This window comes from Streptomyces sp. NPDC033178 (assembly GCF_055577685.1).
Map to the genome: position 1 here is coordinate 745,944 of NZ_JBVIPT010000001.1, position 17,692 is coordinate 763,635.

Genomic DNA, 17,692 nt, shown 5'->3' on the forward strand with positions numbered 1-17,692 from the left:
CACCCCGTGAGCGCCACCACGCTCGGCCTGCCCGGCCCGGTCAACGGCCGGGTCTCCCACTGGTTCGCCGAACTGCCCACCCCACGCGCCGCGTTGCCCGGTGACCGCGACGCCGATGTCTGCATCGTGGGCGCCGGACTGACCGGACTGTGGACCGCGTACTACCTCAAACTGGCCGACCCGTCGCTGCGCATCACCATCCTGGAGGCCGAGTTCGCCGGGTTCGGCGCCTCCGGCCGCAACGGCGGCTGGGCGTCGGGGCTCGTGCCCGGCGCCCGCGACCGACTGGCGAAGCAGTACGGGCGGGATGCCGTGCTCGACTACCAGCGCGTGATGAACGAGTCCGTCGACGAGATCGTCGCCGTGGCCGAGCGCGAGGGCATCGACGCCGGCATCGTCAAGGGCGGCATCCTGCGGGTGGCCCGCACCCCCGCGCAGGCGACCAGGCTGCGCCACAAGACCGCGGCCGACCACGAGTGGGGCGTGCCGGACGCCGTGATGCTCACGCCTGAGGAGGCCGCGGACCGCATCCGGGTCGACCGTATGACGGCCGCGGCCTGGACCCCGCACTGCGCCCGGCTGCAGCCCGCGGCCCTGGTCCAGGGGCTCGCCGCGACGGTCGAACGGCTCGGCGTGACCCTCCACGAGAAGTCCCCGGTCACCGCCATCGAGCCGGGGCGGGCGGTCACCGCGCACGGCACGGTCAGTGCACCTGTCGTCCTGCGTGCGACAGAAGGGTTCACGGCCTCGTTCAAGGGGCTGCGCCGCGCCTGGCTGCCCATGAACAGCTCGATGATCGCCACCGAACCGCTACCGAAGGAGGTGTGGGAGGAGATCGGCTGGGCGGGCCGGGAGACGCTGGGCGACACGGCGCACGGGCACATGTACGCGCAGCGCACCCCGGACGACCGGATCGCGATCGGGGGCCGCGGTGTCCCGTACCGCTTCGGCTCCCGCACCGACGACGCGGGGCAGGTGGACGACCGGACCATCGGCCAGCTCACCGACACGCTCCACGAGATGCTGCCGCAGACCGCCGGTGCCCGGGTCGACCACGCCTGGTGCGGTGTGCTCGCCGTGCCCCGCGACTGGTCAGCCACCGTGGGACTCGACCGCGCCACCGGGCTCGGCTGGGCCGGCGGCTATGTCGGACACGGTGTGACCTCCACGAACCTCGCCGCCCGCACCCTCACCGATCTGGTGCTCCGGCGTGAGTCCCGGCTGACCCGGCTGCCGTGGACCGGGCACCGCCCCGGCACCTGGGAGCCGGAACCGCTGCGCTGGCTGGGCGTGCGCGGGCTGTACGTCGCCTACCGGTGGGCGGACCGGCACGAGGCGGGAGGGCGGGCCCGTACGTCTCCGATCGCCACGGTCGCGGATCTGATCGCGCGGCGGCCGTGACGCGTGCCGTTGGTTCTGGTCGCCTCTTCGCCCAAGGGCGCGTTGTGCGTTCGCGGCTGCCGGTTCTGTGTGGTTGCTCGCGCCGTTCCCCGCGCCCCTACGGGGCGGGGCACGGCGCTGAGCTGGGCAATCGGGCCTTGCGCCGGTCTGTCTCACCCTTCAGAGTGGTCCGGACATCGTGCCGGGTCGGTCGGCACGTCGTCGGACTGGAGCTGCCCCCATGCCGTTCCTCACGGTCGCGGACGTGCTGCGGCTGCCCGTCATCGCCGCCGGTCTGCCCCGGGTGGCGGCAGGCAAGGACCAGCTGTCGCGCACGGTCCGCTGGGTCCATGTCACCGAACTGCTCGACCCGGCCTCCTTCCTGGAGGGCGGCGAGCTCGTCCTCACCACGGGCATGCCGCACCCGGCCGATCCCACCCAACTGCGCGGCTACGTCGACCAGTTGGCGGACGTGGGCGTGGCCGGGCTGGTCGTGGAACTGGGGCGCCGCTACCAGCACGCGCCGCAGGAACTGGTCACCGCCTGCCGGGAAAGGGACCTGCCGCTGATCGTGCTGGCCCGCGGGGTTCGGTTCATCGAGGTCACCCAGACCGTCCACGCGCTGATCCTGGACGCGCAGGGCGAACTGCTGCGCCGCGCCCAGCAGGTGCGCGAACTGTTCACCTCGCTCACCCTGCGCGGCGCGGACCCGGAGGAGTTCGTACAGGCCGCCGCGGACCTCACGGGGTGTCCGGTGGTCCTGGAGAACCTCATCCACCACGCGGTGATCTGCCGGACCGCCGGTCCTCCGGACGGACAGGTCCTGGAGGCCTGGCCGCGACGCTCGCGCACCGCCCCCACGCCGGACCGGGCGGCGGCGAGCGGGCCCGAGGGCTGGCTCGTGGCGCCGGTCGAGGACCGGGGCAGACGGTGGGGGCGGCTGATCATGCTGCCGCACGTGTCCGGTCCGCCGATCGGCCCCGAGCAGACGATGATCCTCGAACAGGCCGCCACCGCCCTCACCCTGGCGCGGCTCACCGGCAAGCCCGAGTGGGACCGGCGCGCGCACAGTTCCGTCCTGATCGATCTGCTCCACTGGCGCTACCGGAGCCGTACCGAGGCGCGCCTGAGGGCCGAGGCGCTCGGACTGCCCACCACCGGCCACCGCCTCGTCCCGGTCGTCATCGACCACGCGGGCACGGCCGACGGCGACACCACGGTGACCGGGCACCTCGCCACGGAACTGCCCATCTCGGGGGTCAAGGCCCTGGTGGGAGACCTGTCCGAACACCGGACCGGACTGCTGCTCGCGCTGGCCCGCGCCTCGGCCTGGCAGCCCGTCGTGGAACGCGTCGGCCGGGATCTGCGCGGCGCGTTCGGGGAGGGGCTCGTGGTGGCGGTCGGCCCCGGAGTCACCGAACTCAGCCAGGTCACCAGGTCGTTCCGCGAGGCCGAACAGATCGCCGACGCGATCGGCCCCGGGACGGGCGACCGCCCCTTCCATGTCGCGTCGGACATCGGTCTGCCGGAACTGCTGTACTCCCTGCGCGACGACGTGCGCGTGCAGCGGTACGTGGAACAGCAGCTCGGGCGCCTCGTCCAGCACGACGCACGACACGGCAGCGACCTGCTCTCGACCCTGCGCGAATATCTCGTCGCCGCCGGCAACAAGTCGATCGCTGCCAAGCACGTCGGGCTCTCCCGGCAGGCCTTCTACCAACGGCTGCGGACCATCGAGCGGCTCCTGGGCAACGACCTGGAGTCCGGCGCCCATCGCACCCAACTGCACGTGGCCGTCACGGCGTTGGACGTGCTCGGCGGTGCGGGCGGGACCGTCCGACCGGCTTCCCTGTGAGTAGCCGGCGGGGGTGAACACCGCCGTCGGCGGACGCGTATCTGATCCCGGAGCGGCTCCCACAGCGTGCGTGCGCACGTCGGGAAGAGACGAGGGATCATGACTGAACAGCGGTACCACGTCATCGGAATGACCTGCGGCCGCTGTGCCGACGCCCTGGAGACCAAGGTCTGCGGGGTGTTCGGCGTCGACCGGGTCGGCATCGACCTCGACACCGGTTCGGTGACCGTGACGGGCGAGGCGCTCGACGGTTCGAGGGTGTGCGCCGCGATCACCGAGGCGGGCTTCGAGGTGGCCGCCGTTCTCTGACTCCTCCGGGACCCTGTCCAGCGGAAGCGCGGCCTTTCACCCTAACGAAGTGCCGGTGCCCGACGACCGGACGGACGGGGCCGGTCGTCCACTAGCTTCCTTCCCCTGACACCAGGGGACATAGGAGCGACGTGGCCGGAGTGAGCCTCCCGGAACATCCGTACAGCCGCACGGAGGCGACCCGGCTGTTGTGTGCCGGCGTCTATCAGGACGCCGGTTTCCGGCGCCGGGTCATCGATGAACTCGTGGATCACCAGGAGCGGCCCGTGGCCCCTCCGCTGGGGGTCGACGTCCTGCCCGTACTGGCCCATGCCGTGCGCGTCACACGGCAGGAGGCACGCACGGCGGGGCTGATGCTGGTCGCCTGGCTCGGGTTCCTGCTGTCCGACGTCGTGATGTTCTGGGACCGCGTCGCCGACAGCTGGGGCGACGGAGCCGAGGTCGGATTCGGCGACGTGTTCACCGCGTTCTACACCGGCGACGAGAAGCTCACCGCCGGAATGCCCATGCCGTGGTCGCAGTTCTACGCGTTCGTCGCCCTCGGCCTCTGGTTCGCCCACGCCGTGAAGTCGCAGAGCTCCGAGGGGCGTCAGGCAGGCCTTCCCGATCCGGTGGCCAAGGCGGCCGTGGGCTTCGGCCGCACGGTGACGTGGTGTGCGGTGATGTTCGCGGTCTTCTACTGGTATTGGTTTGTGGCCGGGGTGCTCCGCGGCACCGTACAGACTCCGTACCCGCTGCTGTTTCCGCTGCTCATCGCCCTGATCGCATGGTGGCACCAGGCAACTCAGCGCCGAGCCCTGTGCCGCTGGCTGTCACGCTGGACCTTCCAGAAGACGGCTCAACCGGAGCTGCCATCAGGGCCGTTGTACGAGGACCTGCTCGCCAACATTCAGCGCGAGCAGAAGGCAGCCCTGACGCTCTACGAGGCGGACAGCCCCTTCGTCGGACTGGGTGCGGGGCGTCGCGCCTGGTCCTTCGCGATGGAACTGCGCAAGCGCTCCGGGCCGCCGACCGGACCCGCCGCCCCGGCCGATGCCGCCTCGAACGGAGCCCTGATCCCGCACCAGGACAAGGGACCGCTCACCGCCGAGCGCGCACTCGCCATGATCGAGCCCCAGTTGCTGCGGCTGCGCGACTCGGCCGCACGCACCGGGAAGGACCGGCTCCGGAAACTGGAGATCGACCGGTTCGTGTATCTGCCGGGCGGTGTCGCCCGTGACGAGAAACTGCACGTCGGCGGCAGCCCGGACGCGAGCGCGACGGCCGCGGGCGGAGCCGGCGGGGACGGTCTGACGGTCTACGACCCCGTCCAGGTCGCCGCCCACCTGAAGGAAGCCGTCGACGAGGGCGGCGAGGGGCGGCGCGTGTTCCTGCGCGTCCGCATCGGCGCCTGGCACGAACAGGTCGTGGTGACGGTCCTGGTCCGCGTGCACACCCAGGGCGGCATGCTCGTGCTGGAGGTCTCGCCGTACGTACTCGGCCCGGTCCGCAAGGACTTCAGGAACGTGGACGCCCTGGTGGACCGGCTGCCCGAGGGCTGGGCGCGCGGCGCGGTGCGGGCCCTCGGCCACGGACCCACCACCGGCGTCAGCGCGGGCATCAGCGCCTTGAAGACCGTCTCCAGGGAACTCAGCACCGGCTGGACCACCCGCGAACCGGCCCCCGACGTGCCCCGGGTCTCGCTGCGCCAGCTGACCGCCACCTCCTGGCTGTCGCCCTATCAGGAGATGGACGTCACCCGGTACATCAAGACCGTCGAGGAGCGCATCGTGAACGGCGTGCGCCAGGCGCTCCACGCCCACGGCTACCAGACCGAGCAGTTCGAACAGCACGTCTACCAGGTCAGCGGTGGCAGCGTCTTCGTCCAGGCGATGTCCGGCGGCTCCGTCGCCACCGGCGCCCACGGCAGTGCCACCTCGCACAACACCGCCCCCGCACCGGCGCAGGGCACACCGCGCACCGATCCCAGCTAGGCACCGGACCCCAAGGACCCAGCACATGAGCGACACAGGACACCCCATCCCCGGCCGGCCGACGCAGGACGGCGGGGGCGTGCACATCGGCTCCATGAGCGGCGGCTCGATCGCCACCGGCAGCCATGGCAGCGCCTACTCCGTCAACCACACCGCGGCGGAGCCGGACGTGCGGCACGAAGAACTGCTCCGGGCCATTCGCGCCCTCCGCGAAGCCCTGCCCGCGCGGGAGCCGAGCGCCGAGGACACGACCCTCGACGGCGAACTGGCGGACGCGGAGGCGGAGATCACGCGCACCGGCGCCGCCGGGCCTGACCGCCTCACCCGCCTGCTGACGGGCGTACGCGGCTGGCTGGGATCACAGGCCGCGGCCGCCGGAGCCGTCGCCTCGGCCACAGCCGTCGTCCAGGGCATCGCCCAGCTCCTCGGATGACCGGCGCGATGACGACGCACGGCGGCAGGCAGCCGATGACGGGCGCGGGACGGCGACACGGAGGGCCGCGGCGATGAGGGTGTTCGACACCGAGCGGCAGGAGTGGGGCGGTTCCCGGCGCGAACGTCTCTTCCACACCGACCAGTACCTGGACGTGCCGCGGCAGAAGAGCGTCCGGCAGCAGACGGGGATCGTGCTCGCGGTCACCGGGCTCGCCTTCGGCATCTGGGCACTGGCCTGGAAGGACGAGCCGGAACCGTACAAGGACCCCGCCGCCCAACAGGACTCCTCGCAGACGACCTCGGGCGGGACCGGAGACGACGTTCCCGCGGACGGATCGCCCTCGCAGGACACCACCTTCGAGTCGTCGGCCGCCCTCCCCGAGGACTACGAGTCCCTCCAGGACCTCGCGGGGTATCGGGTGGCGCTGCCGAAGGGCTGGGAGCGCGAGAGCCGGTCGTCGCAGTACGGCATCGACATCGTCGACTACCGCAGTCCGGACGGCACCCGACGGCTTCAGGTGTTCCAGGTGATGGAGACCTCTCCGTACTCCTCGCTGCAGGCCGCGCAGATCGAGGCGGAGAAGCTCGACGGATACGAACCGGTCGCCATGGAGGAGGTCCCGAGCGCCGTGGGGCAGGCAGCCGAGCATGAGTACCGCGCCGACGAGATCGCGGGCGAGCTGGGCGGCGGCACCCGGCACGTCATCGACCATCGCTTCGAGGCGACGGACGGCGAACGGTACGCGCTGGTCGCGTACGGCTCCGAGGCCGACGGGACCGAGGACGAACGGGAGCTCGTGGACACGGCCCTGCTCTGGTTCTGCCCGCCCGGGCCCCGGTGCGACGACCCGGTCGGCTGACCGGGTCGTCGCAGCCTGACCCGCCCGGTCAGAAAATTCCCTGTCCGGGGACGAGGATCCCGCGCGGGTCGTACCTCTTCCGTGCGGCGGCGAACCCGGGCCAGGCGGGCCCGAAGTGCCGTCGCCAGTCGGCCTGGTCGAAGGGCACGGAGCCGACCGGGTACCGGGTGCCGCCGGCTGCGCGCACGAGGTCGTACGCGGACCGGTTGGCCGCCAGCAGTCGCCGGACCGACGCCGCGTCGTCGGGAGGGGTGGTCCGCAGGATCGCGAAGAGGTAGGGCACGGGGTCGTCGGGCATGCGCAGCAGCGGGGTCCGCAGGTGTTCGCGCACCAGCGGGTACAGCAGCACGACGCCGCCCGGACCCACGTCGTCCGGGGTGAGCGCGTCCAGGAGCCGGCCCGCCACGTCGGCCGCCTTCCGGCCGGGCAGGAGCAGGTTGAGCCATGGATGGGCGTACGCCCACAGCCCGGCTTCCTTGAGGGCGGCGACGGCCGGGGCGAGCCGGTCGAGGAAGTCGTAGTACGGGATGTCGGTGATCTCCGCGCCGGACGGGTCGTGCCGCAGGCCCCGCAGGAGCGCGGCGTCGTCGGGAACGTCTCCCGCGGGAGGTCCGTACGCGACGGCCTCGATGACGTACCCGCGGAAGGCACCCGTGGCATCCGGAACGATCTGCCCCTCGACGTAGGCGAACCGTCGGTCGCGCACGAGCAGGCGCTGGTCCTCCACGAAGGTCCGCAGATCGTCGTACGGCAGAAGGTAGTGGCGCACGGTCTCGGGCGCGCGGACCAGTCGTACGGTCGCGCCGACGACCACGGCGCACTGGCCGAGGCCGGCGAGTACGGCGAGGAACAGGTCTTGGTGGCGGGTCGGGGAGCAGCGCAGCAACTCCCCCGCGCCGGTGACGACTTCGAGCTCCAGGACGTTGTCGACCTGCGCGCCGTGGCGGTGGGTCTGGCCGCCGAGGCCGCCGACGGACAGCGTTCCGCCGACGGAGAGTTCGAGGTAGTCGGTGAAGACGGGAGGGGTCAGGCCGTGGACGAGGGTGGCCTTGGCGACGTCGCTCCACTTCGCGCCGGCGCCTACCCGGACGCTGTTGCTGCCGGGGCCGAGGGGCTGGATCGCGGCGAACGGAGTGGTCTCGACCACCAGGCCGCCGGCGACCTGTGCCTGACCGTTCGTGGCGTGGCCCTGTCCGCGTGGGGCGACCGGGATTCCGCGCCTGTCGCAGAACCGCACCATCGCCACGACGTCCGCGACGGAGCCCGGCCGCAGCACCGCGGCCGGACGGCGGTGCACGATGTGGCCGAAGTCGTCGGCGGCGGCGCTCAGCGAGGCCTCGTCGGTGTGGAGGGTGCCGTCCAGCTCGGGGATGCCGTGCAGCGGCCGGTCGGACGGGGTCACCGCCCAGCTCCGTGTGAAGGGGTCGAAGCCGATCACCGCGGTTCCGGCGGCGGCCAGGCCACGCAGCACGGAACGTCGGGGCGGTCTGCGGGACATGCGCTCCTCCAGGGGGAAGGACACGGTGAACCGGTCAGAAGCCGCCCACTCTAGAGCCGTTGGCGCACGAGGACACGGCCCCGCGCCGGGGCTCCCCGGGCTTCGTCCGGGTCGGGCGGTCACCCGTGCCGTCGGGGCTCGTGGCGTGCGTGACGCTCAGGCGTGGGGCTCGTGCGGGGCGGCCGTCGTGCCCCGTACCTCCAGCACCGGCGTGCTGAGGACGACCTCGGCTGGACGGGCGGGGTCGGCGATGCGGTCGAGCAGGCACTGTGCGGCGCGGCGGCCGACGTCGTGGCCGGCACTGTCCACAGTGGTGAGCCACAGGTGGCGCAGGCGCGCGAGGTAGGTGTTGTCGTAGCCGACGAGGGAGAGGTCGTGCGGTACGCGGAGGCCGAGTTCCTCGGCGGCCGACAGGGCGCCGACACAGGCGATGTCGTTGAACGCGAAGACGGCGGTGGGCCGTTCGCCGGAGCTCAGCAGCCTGACCGTGGCCCGGTAGCCGCCCTCCTCGGTCGGGTCGCCCTGTTCCACGACGGCCGTGTCGGACAGTCCGTGTTCGCGCATGACGGTCTCGAAGCCGCGGCGGCGCAGTTCGCCGACCATGCCCTGTCCCGCGATGTGGGCGATGCGCCGGTGGCCGAGCGCGATGAGGTGCTCGGTGGCGAGCCGGGCGCCGTGCTGGTCGTCGTTGGCGACGAGGTCGACGTGCGGCAGTACGGGTTCGCGGGCGCCCGCGACGACGGTGGGCACCCGCGTGGCCGCCGTGCGCAGCGCCTCGGGGCCCGGCAGCGTACCGACGGCGATCAGGCCGTCGACCCGCAGGTCCGTGAAGGCGCGGGTGAGGTCCTCGCCGAGGCGCAGGTTGAGGTGACCGTCGGCAAGGAGCATGCGCAGGCCGTGGGCGTGCAGCAGGGAGTTGAGGCCGTCGAGCAGTTCGACGAACCAGGGGTTGCGCATGTCGTTGAGGAGCACACCCACCGTGCGGGTGCGCCGCTCGCTGAGGCTGCGCGCTGCCGCGTTGGGCCGGTAGCCGAGTTCCTCGACGGCGGCCAGCACGGCCTGCCGCTTCTCGGGGCGCACCTGGCCGGATCCGCGCAGCACGAGCGAGACCAGGGATTTCGACACTCCGGCCCGTTCGGCGACGTCGCGGATCGTCGGGGGTCTCATGAAATGGACCGTTCCACAGGGATCGACGGGTTGTCAAAGGGACCTCATGGAGTCCTCCTGGGGTTGACACGTGCGGGAACGGGCCTTCAGTGTGAACCGGAAGAGTTCTGGACCGGTCCAAAGAAGGGCAGTCATGGTGAGTACGCTCGGCGTCGCCGTCGTGGGGTTCGGCTGGATGGGGCGGGTGCACACCCAGGCGTACGCCCGTGTGCCGCACCACTTCCCTCAGCTGTCCGTGCGGCCCGAACTGGTCGCCGTGGCCGACGAGGTGCCCGGCCGGGCCGAGGAGGCCGCCGAGCAGTACGGCTTCGCGACGGCGGCCCGGGACTGGCGGGAGGTCGCCGCCGACCCGCGGGTCCGGGCGGTGAGCATCGCCGCCCCGAACTTCCTGCACCGCGAGATCGGCGTCGCCATGGCCGAGGCGGGCAAGCACATCTGGATCGAGAAGCCGGTCGGTCTCACCGCCGAGGACGCGCGGGCCGTGGCCGGCGCCGTGGCGAAGGCGGGCGTGCAGGGCACGGTCGGCTTCAACTACCGCAACGCACCTGCCGTCGCGGCGGCCCGCGAACTGATCGCCTCTGGCGGGATCGGCACGGTCACACACGTCCGTATCCGTCTCTTCAGTGACTACGCGGCCCACCCCGAGGGCGCCCTGACCTGGCGGTACGAGCGTGAGCGCGGCGGCAGCGGAGTGCTGGGCGACCTCGCCTCGCACGGTGTGGACCTGGCCCGCTTCCTGCTCGGCGAGATCGCGTCGCTGGCCGCCGACACGGCCGTCTTCGTCCCCGAGCGTGCCCGGCCCACCGGTGCCACCGCGGGCCACACCCGCTCGGCGGGCGGCGAGCTGGGCCCGGTGGAGAACGAGGACTACGTGTCCTGCCTCCTGCGCTTCGCCTCCGGCGCCCGCGGTGTCCTGGAGGCCTGCCGGGTCTCGGTCGGCGAGCAGAACAACTACGGCTTCGAGATCCACGGCACCGAGGGCGCGGTCTCCTGGGACTTCCGCCGCATGGGCGAGCTGAGCGTCAGCCGGGGCACGGCGTACCAGGACCAGCCGGTCAGCACGCTGTACGTGGGCCCCGGGCACGGCGAGTACGCCGCGTTCCAGCCGGGCTCGGCCAACAGCATGGGCTACGACGACCTCAAGGTGATCGAGGCCTACAACTTCCTGCGCTCGATCGCAGAGGGCACCGCGTACGGCGCCACGGTCGAGGACGCCGTCCACAGCGCGGCCGCCCTGGACGCGATGTCCCGCTCCGCCGAGAGCGGGACCTGGGCGAGTCCCGCGTAAGGACCGAAGCCCGCGTGAGGGCCGAGGCACTCGCAAGGGCCGAGGCCCGTACCTACGAGGTGTGCCGGGTGAACAGCCCGTGGAAGCCGAAGGGGATGACGTGCGGCACGTCCGCGCGCGCCAGCACCTCGTACGTGCGGGCGTCCAGCACGAGCAGGAACGACGAGCCCCGCGCCGGGTCGAGGACCACCGACAGCACGACGCCGTCGTCCTCGCCCTCCGCGCCGGGCGCCGCCGTCGGTGCCGCCACGAAGACCGGCTCGCCCGGATAGCAGCCCTCCTCGGACCACTTCAGCGTCCGCCCTGTCGTCACGTCGACCTTCACGAGCTGGTTGAGGAAGTCGTCACCGCTGCGGTCGCGAGCGCCCACACCGTACGCGTAGCGGTAGTCGACGCCGTTGTGCCGGTCGTACGCGATGCGCGGCAGCTCCAGTGGCTCCTCCGACAGCCGCCGCACCTCGACGTCGCCGGTGCCGAGGCCGATGCGGTAGCGGGTGGGCAGCGCGAACGGGATCGCGTCGCCCGCGCGCAGTCGGTCCAGGTACAGCGCGTCGATGACGGAGGCGTCCTCGTACGAGCAGATGTCGAGGACGAGGTCGTCGCCGTCGTCGAAGGCGTTGATGTGGTGGAAGGCGAAGAACGCCGGCCCCTCGTACACACCACGCACCGAGCCGTCGCGCAGGTCCATGACCGTGAAGCGGGTGCCGCGCTGCGGCTCCCAGCGGTAGTTCTCGATGAACGGCCGGCCGCTGAGCACGATGCTCAGCGGGTTCACCACGAGCGGGAACTCCGCGAGGACCGCGTACCGGCCGGTGATCGCGAAGCTGTGCATGTAGGAGGGGCGGGCGGTCCGGCGGCTGCCGATCAGCTCGCGGGCCGTGCCCGTGGCCTTCTGCCGGTAGACGCGGTACTCGCTGGTGCGCGAGAAGTGCAGCAGGTAGTTGACCAGGTCGCCGGTGGTGGGGTCCTGGTGTGGGTGGGCCGTGGTCAGCTGGCCGCTCAACTCGTCCTCGTAGCCAACCACTCCAGCGGTCGCGAGCGTGTCCCGGTCGAAGGCGACCGGTATCGGCGTCTCGGTCAGCGCCACAAAGCGGTCGCCGAAGCGGGTGATGTTGACGTTCGCGTTCACGGAGGGCCTGCGCGAGAAGCGGGTGAAGAAACGGGCGAACAGTGAGCGGCACGGGTCGGTCGCGAACTCGGGGTAGGCGATCGTCCCCGACTCGACGGCACGTCGGGAAGCGGTGTCGAGGAACCTGTTGGCGTAGGAGACCCTCCCGTCGTCGATGGTGAAGCGGTGCAGCATCGCCTGTCCGTCGAACCAGTGCCGCAGGGAGCGCTCCCCCGCGTCATAGCGCGCCGGCCCGTTGCGCAGCAGGCTCCCCTCCAGCCAGCCGGGGAGCGTCCCCTTGACCGGCAGCTCTGCGACTTCGGCCTCGTCGTGCAGCCCCTGAAACCCGGCCGCGAAACCCGGTGTACTCATGATCGCCTCCCGACATGCCACAGTGGACTGTGCTCTTCATTTCATGGCACACCGTCCACAGTGGAATGTCAAGGGAAGAACGGGATGGCCGACCTCAACCCCACCGCGGCTTCGCTGCTCGGTTTCCTGCACGCCGGGGAAGCCAGCGGGTACGAGCTGGTGCACACCGCCGAGCAGCTCATCGGCGACTTCTGGACCCTCACCAGGAGCCAGGTCTACCGCGAGCTCGCGGCCCTCGCCGGCCGTGGGCTCGTCGAGGCCGGGCCCGCGGGCCCCCGGTCGCGGCAGCCCTACCGCCTCACCGACGAGGGCCGGGCCGCCTTCGCCGCATGGCTCGCCGAGCCGCCGGGCTCCGAACAGATCCGCTACCCGCTGCTGCTCACCATCGCCTTCGGCTCCGCCCTGGACCGGGACCGGCTGACGGAGTTCATCGCCGGGCACCGCGCCGACCACGAGAAGCGGCTCGCGGACTACCGGGAGAGGGTGGCCGCGGGCGCCCCCGACCGCTTCACGGAGGCCACGCTGGCCTTCGGCATCCGCTACGAGGAGGCGGTGCTGGCCTGGATGGACGAGCTGCCCGCGATCCTGGACGGACGGTAGGCCGGGGTACGCGCGAACCGCCCTCGGCACGGCACCGGACGCGGGCAACTGCTAGCGTCCGGGCGCGTGAACGACAGTGTGTATGTGGGAAACGCGGGCAAGGACGCGGCGCTGGACCGGGGGTGGCTGCTCGGGCACTTCAAGGACGCCGACGATCCGCGCCACAGCGAGGCCCTGGAGATCAAGTGGGGCGTGCACCCCAAGGGCGACGAGCGGACGCGGTGGGTCGAGGGCGAGGAACGCACGGCCCTCCAGGTCCTGGTGAGCGGCCGCTTCCGTGTGGAGTTCCCCGGCCGCAGCGTCACGCTGCAGCAGCAGGGTGACTACGTGGTGTGGGGGCCCGGAGTCGACCACTCCTGGTTCGCGGAGGAGGAGTCGGTCGTGCTGACCGTCCGCTGGCCGTCCGTGCCCGGCTACGCGGTCCCGGAGACGGACCGAGATCCTCAGTAGGATCGACAGCTCATGGACACGAGCACGGTGAACGAGATGATCGCTGTCCCGCCGGGGCAGGTGACGCTGTCGGACCGGCGGACGCAACGCAGTTGGCAGGTCGACCTCGCGCCGTACCGGCTCGGGGCGTTCCCGGTCACGCAGGCGCTGTACGCACAGGTCACCGGTGCACGGCCGAGCAGCACGGAGGGCGACCGGCTGCCCGTGGAGGGCGTGTCCTGGTGGGACGCGGTGCGGTTCTGCAACGCCCTGTCCCGGCAGGAGGGGTTCACCCCCGCCTATCGCTTCCACGCCGACTCCGAAGGCGTGGAAGGGCTGGAAGGCGCAGAAATCGTAGAAGGCACAGAAGGCATCGAGTGGGACAGGGCCGCGGACGGGTACCGGCTGCCCACCGAGGCCGAGTGGGAGCACGCCTGCCGCGCCGGTACGAACGGGCCGCGCTACGGGCCGCTCGACGACATCGCCTGGTACCGCGGCAACTCGGACGAGCGCATCCACGGCGTGGGCGGCAAACAGCCCAACCCGTGGGGCCTGCACGACATGCTCGGCAACGTCTGGGACTGGTGCTGGGACGTCTACGACGCCGAGGTCTACGGGACCTATCGGGTCCTGCGCGGCGGTGGCTGGTTCGACGAGCACTGGAGCTGCCGGGCCTCCGCCCGGCGCCGCAGCCACCCCAGCTACCAGGTCGACGACGTGGGGTTCCGCGTCGCGCGCTCCGTCACGCCCTGATCCGCCCACGGGGACGGGGAGTTGCCGGGATCGGCGGCGGACCCGGAGCCCAAGCCAACCCGGAACTCAGGCGAACCCGGAGCTCAACGTGTCCTCCACGCCTGGGCGCCGCGCCTCACACAACGTTCACATTTGTTGACGCAGCGCATTGGGTTGCACCAAGATCTACAACGGATCAGTGATCGCGCCCTCGGCGAGGTGCGCGAACTCCCCCATGCCCCGCCCGTGTTGACCGCGGCCCGCCAGGCCGCGCCGCCACCGGCAGCCGGGGCCTCCCCCACACCTTTCATCTCAAGGAGTCTGTCTTGCTGCGCCACAATTCCGCGCTGCGCGCCGTCGCACCCGCCGCCGTCCTCGCGCTCACCCTCAGCGCATGCGGCGGTGGCGACGACACCGGCACGGACGCGAAGAAGTCCTCCCGGCCCAAGGCCACCGCGTCGCAGGCCGAAGCGCCGTCCGGGGGCGAGCTGGCCACCGGCGAGAGTGCCACGGGGAAGGTCGAGGAGGAGGACGGGAAGGTCACCTACGAGATCACCGCCCAGAAGGTCGACCTCGGCACGGAGGCCGAGGCCGAGAAGCTGGTCCAGGACAAGGCCGACGCCAAGGGCTTGGCCCTCGCGGTCGCCCATGTGAAGTACACCCACAAGGCGGGCCCGGCCCTCACGAGCGACTCCGACGCGGGCGACGGCACCACCATCTGGGCCGACGGCCGACGCGGCACCCTCCTCCTCGGCTCCGCCGACGACGCGCCCGGCTGCGAGGACCCGTACGACGTCACGGCCTGGAAGTCCGGCGAGAGCCACGTCTTCTGCGAGTCGTACCTGGTGCCCTCGAACGCGAAGTCTCTTGAGGTCCACTGGTCGGAGGAGGACGGCGAGCCGTACATCTGGAAGTTCCCCAACGAGTAGGCGGAACGCCCCCGCATGGCTACACCGGCCCCTGAGCGGGAAAAGGAGGGTCAACAGCCGCACGGGGGTGGTGTCATGGCGTGGCGGGCGGGGTGGTTCGCGTCGGCGGGGGCCGGGGTGGTGCGCTTGGTGGCGGCCTTGGCCAGGCCGGTGCTCATGGCGGTTCTCGGGCCGCCGGGTGCTGCCGTCGCAGCGCCCGCGGGGGCCGCGGCGGCCTCGGGTGGACAGGCCTTGGACCGGGTCGCGGCGCGGCAGCAGGCGTTACCCGGTCTGCTGAGGATCTCGCGGCGGGGGCGTGTGCCGACCGTGGCCGACGCGCGGGATCCGATCTGGCTCGGTGTGCATCCGGCGCCGCCGGGCGGTGGTGGGGCGGCAGGTCTCGGCCGGGTGCCCGCGTTCATCGACCGGGACATGATGCCGCAGGTGGAGGCCGCGCTCAGTGCGGGTGAGGGGTTCGTCCTGCTGGTCGGCGAGTCGACGGCGGGCAAGTCGCGGCTCGCGTACGAAGTGATGCGCAAGCACTTCGCCAAGTACCGGCTCATCGTGCCCGACAGCCGGGAGTCGGTGGTCCCGCTGGTCGACCTCGTCGTGCGGATGCGCCGTGCCGTGGTGTGGCTCGACGAGCTGGACGTCTTTCTGGGGGTCGGCGGGCTCACCGCGGGTCATGTGCAGCGGATGCTGGGCTCCGAGGACTCCAGTGTGGTGATCCTGGCGACGATGAGCGCCCAGCAGCACGGCAAGTTCGGGGCCAGGTCGGGGGCCGACAACGAGCCCGGGTTCGACGTCCTGCGCAGCGGTCGTGAGGTGATCCGGCTGGCCACCACGGTGCGGGTCGACCGTACGTGGAGCGCGGCCGAGATCGCACGCGCCGAACGGCACACCGAGGACCCCCGGATCAGGGCGGCGGTCAAGGGCGCCGGCCGGCACGGGCACGGGGTGGCCGAATACCTGGCCGCCGCACCGCAGTTGCTGGACGAGTGGCATAACGCCTGGTCGCCCGGCACCCATCCGCGCGCCGCCGCCCTGGTGACGGCCGCCGCGGACGCCCGCCGTACGGGCTTCCACCAGCCGCTGCCGCAAGAGGACCTGCGCCGGTTGCACGAGGTGTATCTGGAGCGGCGCGGCGGCACCGCGCTGCGTCCGGAGCCCTGGGAGGAGGCGCTGACCTGGGCGACGGAACCCCTGCACGCCACCTCCAGTCTGCTGCTGCCCCACGACGGTGACCGCTTCCAGGCCTTCGACTACCTCCATCACACCCTCGACGAGCAGGTCCCGCCGCCGCGCATCCCGGACGCCGTCTGGGAGACCCTCATCGACCACGCGAACGCCACCGGCGCACTCGACATCGGCACGACCGCCTACCAGCGCGGAGACCTCTCGCACGCCATGGCCGCGTTCGAGAAGGCGGGCCTGGGCCGCGGACGGCTGCCCCGCCAGTGGTACGCGACCTGTGTGGGCGAAGCCGGCAACCCCGCGCGGGCCGTCGAGCTGTACGGGGAGCTGGTGACCGAGTCGACGGGCGAACTGGGCCCGGACGCCCGCGAGTCACTGGAGAACCGCAACGCCTACGCCCGGTACGTCGGGATGGCCGGCCGCCCCGCCGAAGCGGCGGACCTGCTGCGCGACGTCGTCGCCGACCGCGCACGGGTCCTGGGTGCCGGCCACTCCCACACCCTCAACAGCCGCAACAACCTTGCCCTGTTCCTCGGTGAGTCCGGCCGGATCGGCCCGGCGCTGGCGGAGTTCGAGTCCGTGCTCGCCGACCGCACCCGGCTGCTGGGCGCCGACCATCCGCACACTCTCAGCACCCGCTACGGGCGCGCGTATCTGCTGGGCGACGCGGGCCGCCCCGCGCATGCGGCCCGGCTCTTCGAGAGCCTGGTCGCCGACCGGACCCGTACACAGGGCCCCTACCACCCGTACACGCTCAACAACCGGCGCCACCACGCCCACTTCCTGGGCGAGGCCGGACACGCGGCGCAGGCTGCCGAGCTGTTCGAGGAGCTGATCCAGGACTGCCTCCAAGTCCTCGACCCGGACCATCCCGACACCGTCGCGGCCCGTCATGGGCACGCGCGCTTCCTCGGCGAGTCCGGAGACCCCGCCAGGGCGGCGGCGCTGCTCACCGCGCTGCTGGCCGACGCCAACGGGGACGGCGCGCGGGACGGCGGAACGCACGGCTCCCGCAGCCCGGTCGCCCTGGTGTGGCGGCGCTACCGGGCCTTCTTCACCGGGGAGGCGGGCGATCCCGACCAGGCCGCGCGGCTGCTCGACGAGCTGCTCACCGACAGCCGTGCCGTACTCGACGACGGCCACCCGCATCTGTTCGCGATCCGCGCCGCCCACGCCCGCAGCACCAGCCGCCGCGGCCGCACCCAGGAAGCCCTGGAGCTGTACGAGCGCCTCGTCGACGACTGCCGGTCGGTCCTGGGCGACGACCACCCGCACACGCTCGCCGCCCGCAGCGGTCACGCGCGGGGCCTCGGCTCCGTCGGCCGCGCCGCGGAGGCCGCCGACCTGCTGGAGATCCTCGTACAGGACCGCACCCGGATCCTCGGCGACGACCACCCCGCGACCCTGGGCAGCCGCAACGCCCACGCCCGCTGTGTCGGTGAGGCCGGCGACCGGGCGCGTGCCGCACGGCTGCTGCGGCAGATACTCCAGGACCGTGTCCGGCACCTCGGCGAGGAGCACTCCTGGACCTTGCGCACCCGGCAGGAGCTCGCCCAATTCCAGTGAGCGGGCAGAACCGACACC

At 72.1% G+C, this 17,692-nt stretch carries 15 protein-coding genes; 12 read left to right on the forward strand and 3 right to left on the reverse strand.

From position 1 onward, the window contains the following. Window positions 1-6: 6 nt before the first annotated feature. The 6 genes from ACZ5VQ_RS03595 (at window position 7) to ACZ5VQ_RS03620 (ending at window position 6,812) form a co-directional block, all read left to right on the forward strand. Window positions 7-1,401 carry an NAD(P)/FAD-dependent oxidoreductase gene (locus tag ACZ5VQ_RS03595; RefSeq protein ID WP_469103478.1) on the forward strand — a complete coding sequence of 465 codons (1,395 nt, stop codon included), beginning with the start codon at window positions 7-9 and terminating at the stop codon, window positions 1,399-1,401. A 220-nt stretch (window positions 1,402-1,621) separates the two neighbouring features. Continuing rightward, entirely contained in the window at window positions 1,622-3,235 is a 1,614-nt protein-coding gene (locus ACZ5VQ_RS03600; protein WP_469103479.1) for a PucR family transcriptional regulator, read from the forward strand. Between the two features lie 99 nt (window positions 3,236-3,334). Beyond that, window positions 3,335-3,544: a heavy-metal-associated domain-containing protein gene (locus ACZ5VQ_RS03605; protein ID WP_469103480.1), complete on the forward strand. Its 210-nt coding sequence runs from the start codon at window positions 3,335-3,337 to the stop codon at window positions 3,542-3,544. Between the two features lie 131 nt (window positions 3,545-3,675). Then, window positions 3,676-5,517: a hypothetical protein gene (locus ACZ5VQ_RS03610; RefSeq protein WP_469103481.1), complete on the forward strand. Its 1,842-nt coding sequence runs from the start codon at window positions 3,676-3,678 to the stop codon at window positions 5,515-5,517. Window positions 5,518-5,542: 25 nt separating this feature from the next. Further along, on the forward strand, window positions 5,543-5,950 hold the full coding sequence (locus ACZ5VQ_RS03615) for a hypothetical protein (protein ID WP_469103482.1): 408 nt from the start codon (window positions 5,543-5,545) through the stop codon (window positions 5,948-5,950). A gap of 73 nt (window positions 5,951-6,023) precedes the next feature. Then, a complete protein-coding gene (locus ACZ5VQ_RS03620) occupies window positions 6,024-6,812 on the forward strand; it encodes a hypothetical protein (RefSeq protein ID WP_469103483.1) in 789 nt (262 codons plus the stop codon). Between the two features lie 28 nt (window positions 6,813-6,840). Here the strand turns inward: ACZ5VQ_RS03620 and ACZ5VQ_RS03625 are convergent, their stop codons facing one another. Beyond that, a complete protein-coding gene (locus tag ACZ5VQ_RS03625) occupies window positions 6,841-8,310 on the reverse strand; it encodes an FAD-binding protein (RefSeq protein ID WP_469103484.1) in 1,470 nt (489 codons plus the stop codon). A 156-nt stretch (window positions 8,311-8,466) separates the two neighbouring features. After that, complete coding sequence (locus tag ACZ5VQ_RS03630) at window positions 8,467-9,477, reverse strand: LacI family DNA-binding transcriptional regulator (RefSeq protein ID WP_469103485.1); 1,011 nt, start codon at window positions 9,475-9,477, stop codon at window positions 8,467-8,469. Between the two features lie 133 nt (window positions 9,478-9,610). Here ACZ5VQ_RS03630 and ACZ5VQ_RS03635 point away from each other — a divergent pair, with 133 nt between their 5' ends. Beyond that, window positions 9,611-10,765 carry a Gfo/Idh/MocA family protein gene (locus tag ACZ5VQ_RS03635; protein WP_362079073.1) on the forward strand — a complete coding sequence of 385 codons (1,155 nt, stop codon included), beginning with the start codon at window positions 9,611-9,613 and terminating at the stop codon, window positions 10,763-10,765. Between the two features lie 52 nt (window positions 10,766-10,817). On the opposite strand, the gene ACZ5VQ_RS03640 is transcribed toward ACZ5VQ_RS03635, so the two are convergent. Next, window positions 10,818-12,245, reverse strand: coding sequence for a carotenoid oxygenase family protein (locus tag ACZ5VQ_RS03640; RefSeq protein WP_469103486.1), 1,428 nt, complete (start codon window positions 12,243-12,245; stop codon window positions 10,818-10,820). A gap of 84 nt (window positions 12,246-12,329) precedes the next feature. Here ACZ5VQ_RS03640 and ACZ5VQ_RS03645 point away from each other — a divergent pair, with 84 nt between their 5' ends. From ACZ5VQ_RS03645 to ACZ5VQ_RS03665, 5 genes are all read left to right on the forward strand, one after another. Next, complete coding sequence (locus ACZ5VQ_RS03645) at window positions 12,330-12,845, forward strand: PadR family transcriptional regulator (protein WP_469103487.1); 516 nt, start codon at window positions 12,330-12,332, stop codon at window positions 12,843-12,845. A 66-nt stretch (window positions 12,846-12,911) separates the two neighbouring features. Then, window positions 12,912-13,295 carry a cupin domain-containing protein gene (locus ACZ5VQ_RS03650; RefSeq protein WP_469103488.1) on the forward strand — a complete coding sequence of 128 codons (384 nt, stop codon included), beginning with the start codon at window positions 12,912-12,914 and terminating at the stop codon, window positions 13,293-13,295. 12 nt (window positions 13,296-13,307) lie between these two features. Continuing rightward, a complete protein-coding gene (locus tag ACZ5VQ_RS03655; protein WP_469103489.1) occupies window positions 13,308-14,027 on the forward strand; it encodes a formylglycine-generating enzyme family protein in 720 nt (239 codons plus the stop codon). A gap of 305 nt (window positions 14,028-14,332) precedes the next feature. After that, window positions 14,333-14,935 carry a hypothetical protein gene (locus tag ACZ5VQ_RS03660; protein ID WP_362079058.1) on the forward strand — a complete coding sequence of 201 codons (603 nt, stop codon included), beginning with the start codon at window positions 14,333-14,335 and terminating at the stop codon, window positions 14,933-14,935. Between the two features lie 156 nt (window positions 14,936-15,091). Continuing rightward, the gene (locus ACZ5VQ_RS03665) at window positions 15,092-17,674 is read left to right on the forward strand and encodes a tetratricopeptide repeat protein (RefSeq protein ID WP_469103490.1); all 2,583 of its coding nucleotides are present in this window, start codon (window positions 15,092-15,094) and stop codon (window positions 17,672-17,674) included. The last annotated feature ends 18 nt before the right edge of the window (window positions 17,675-17,692 follow it).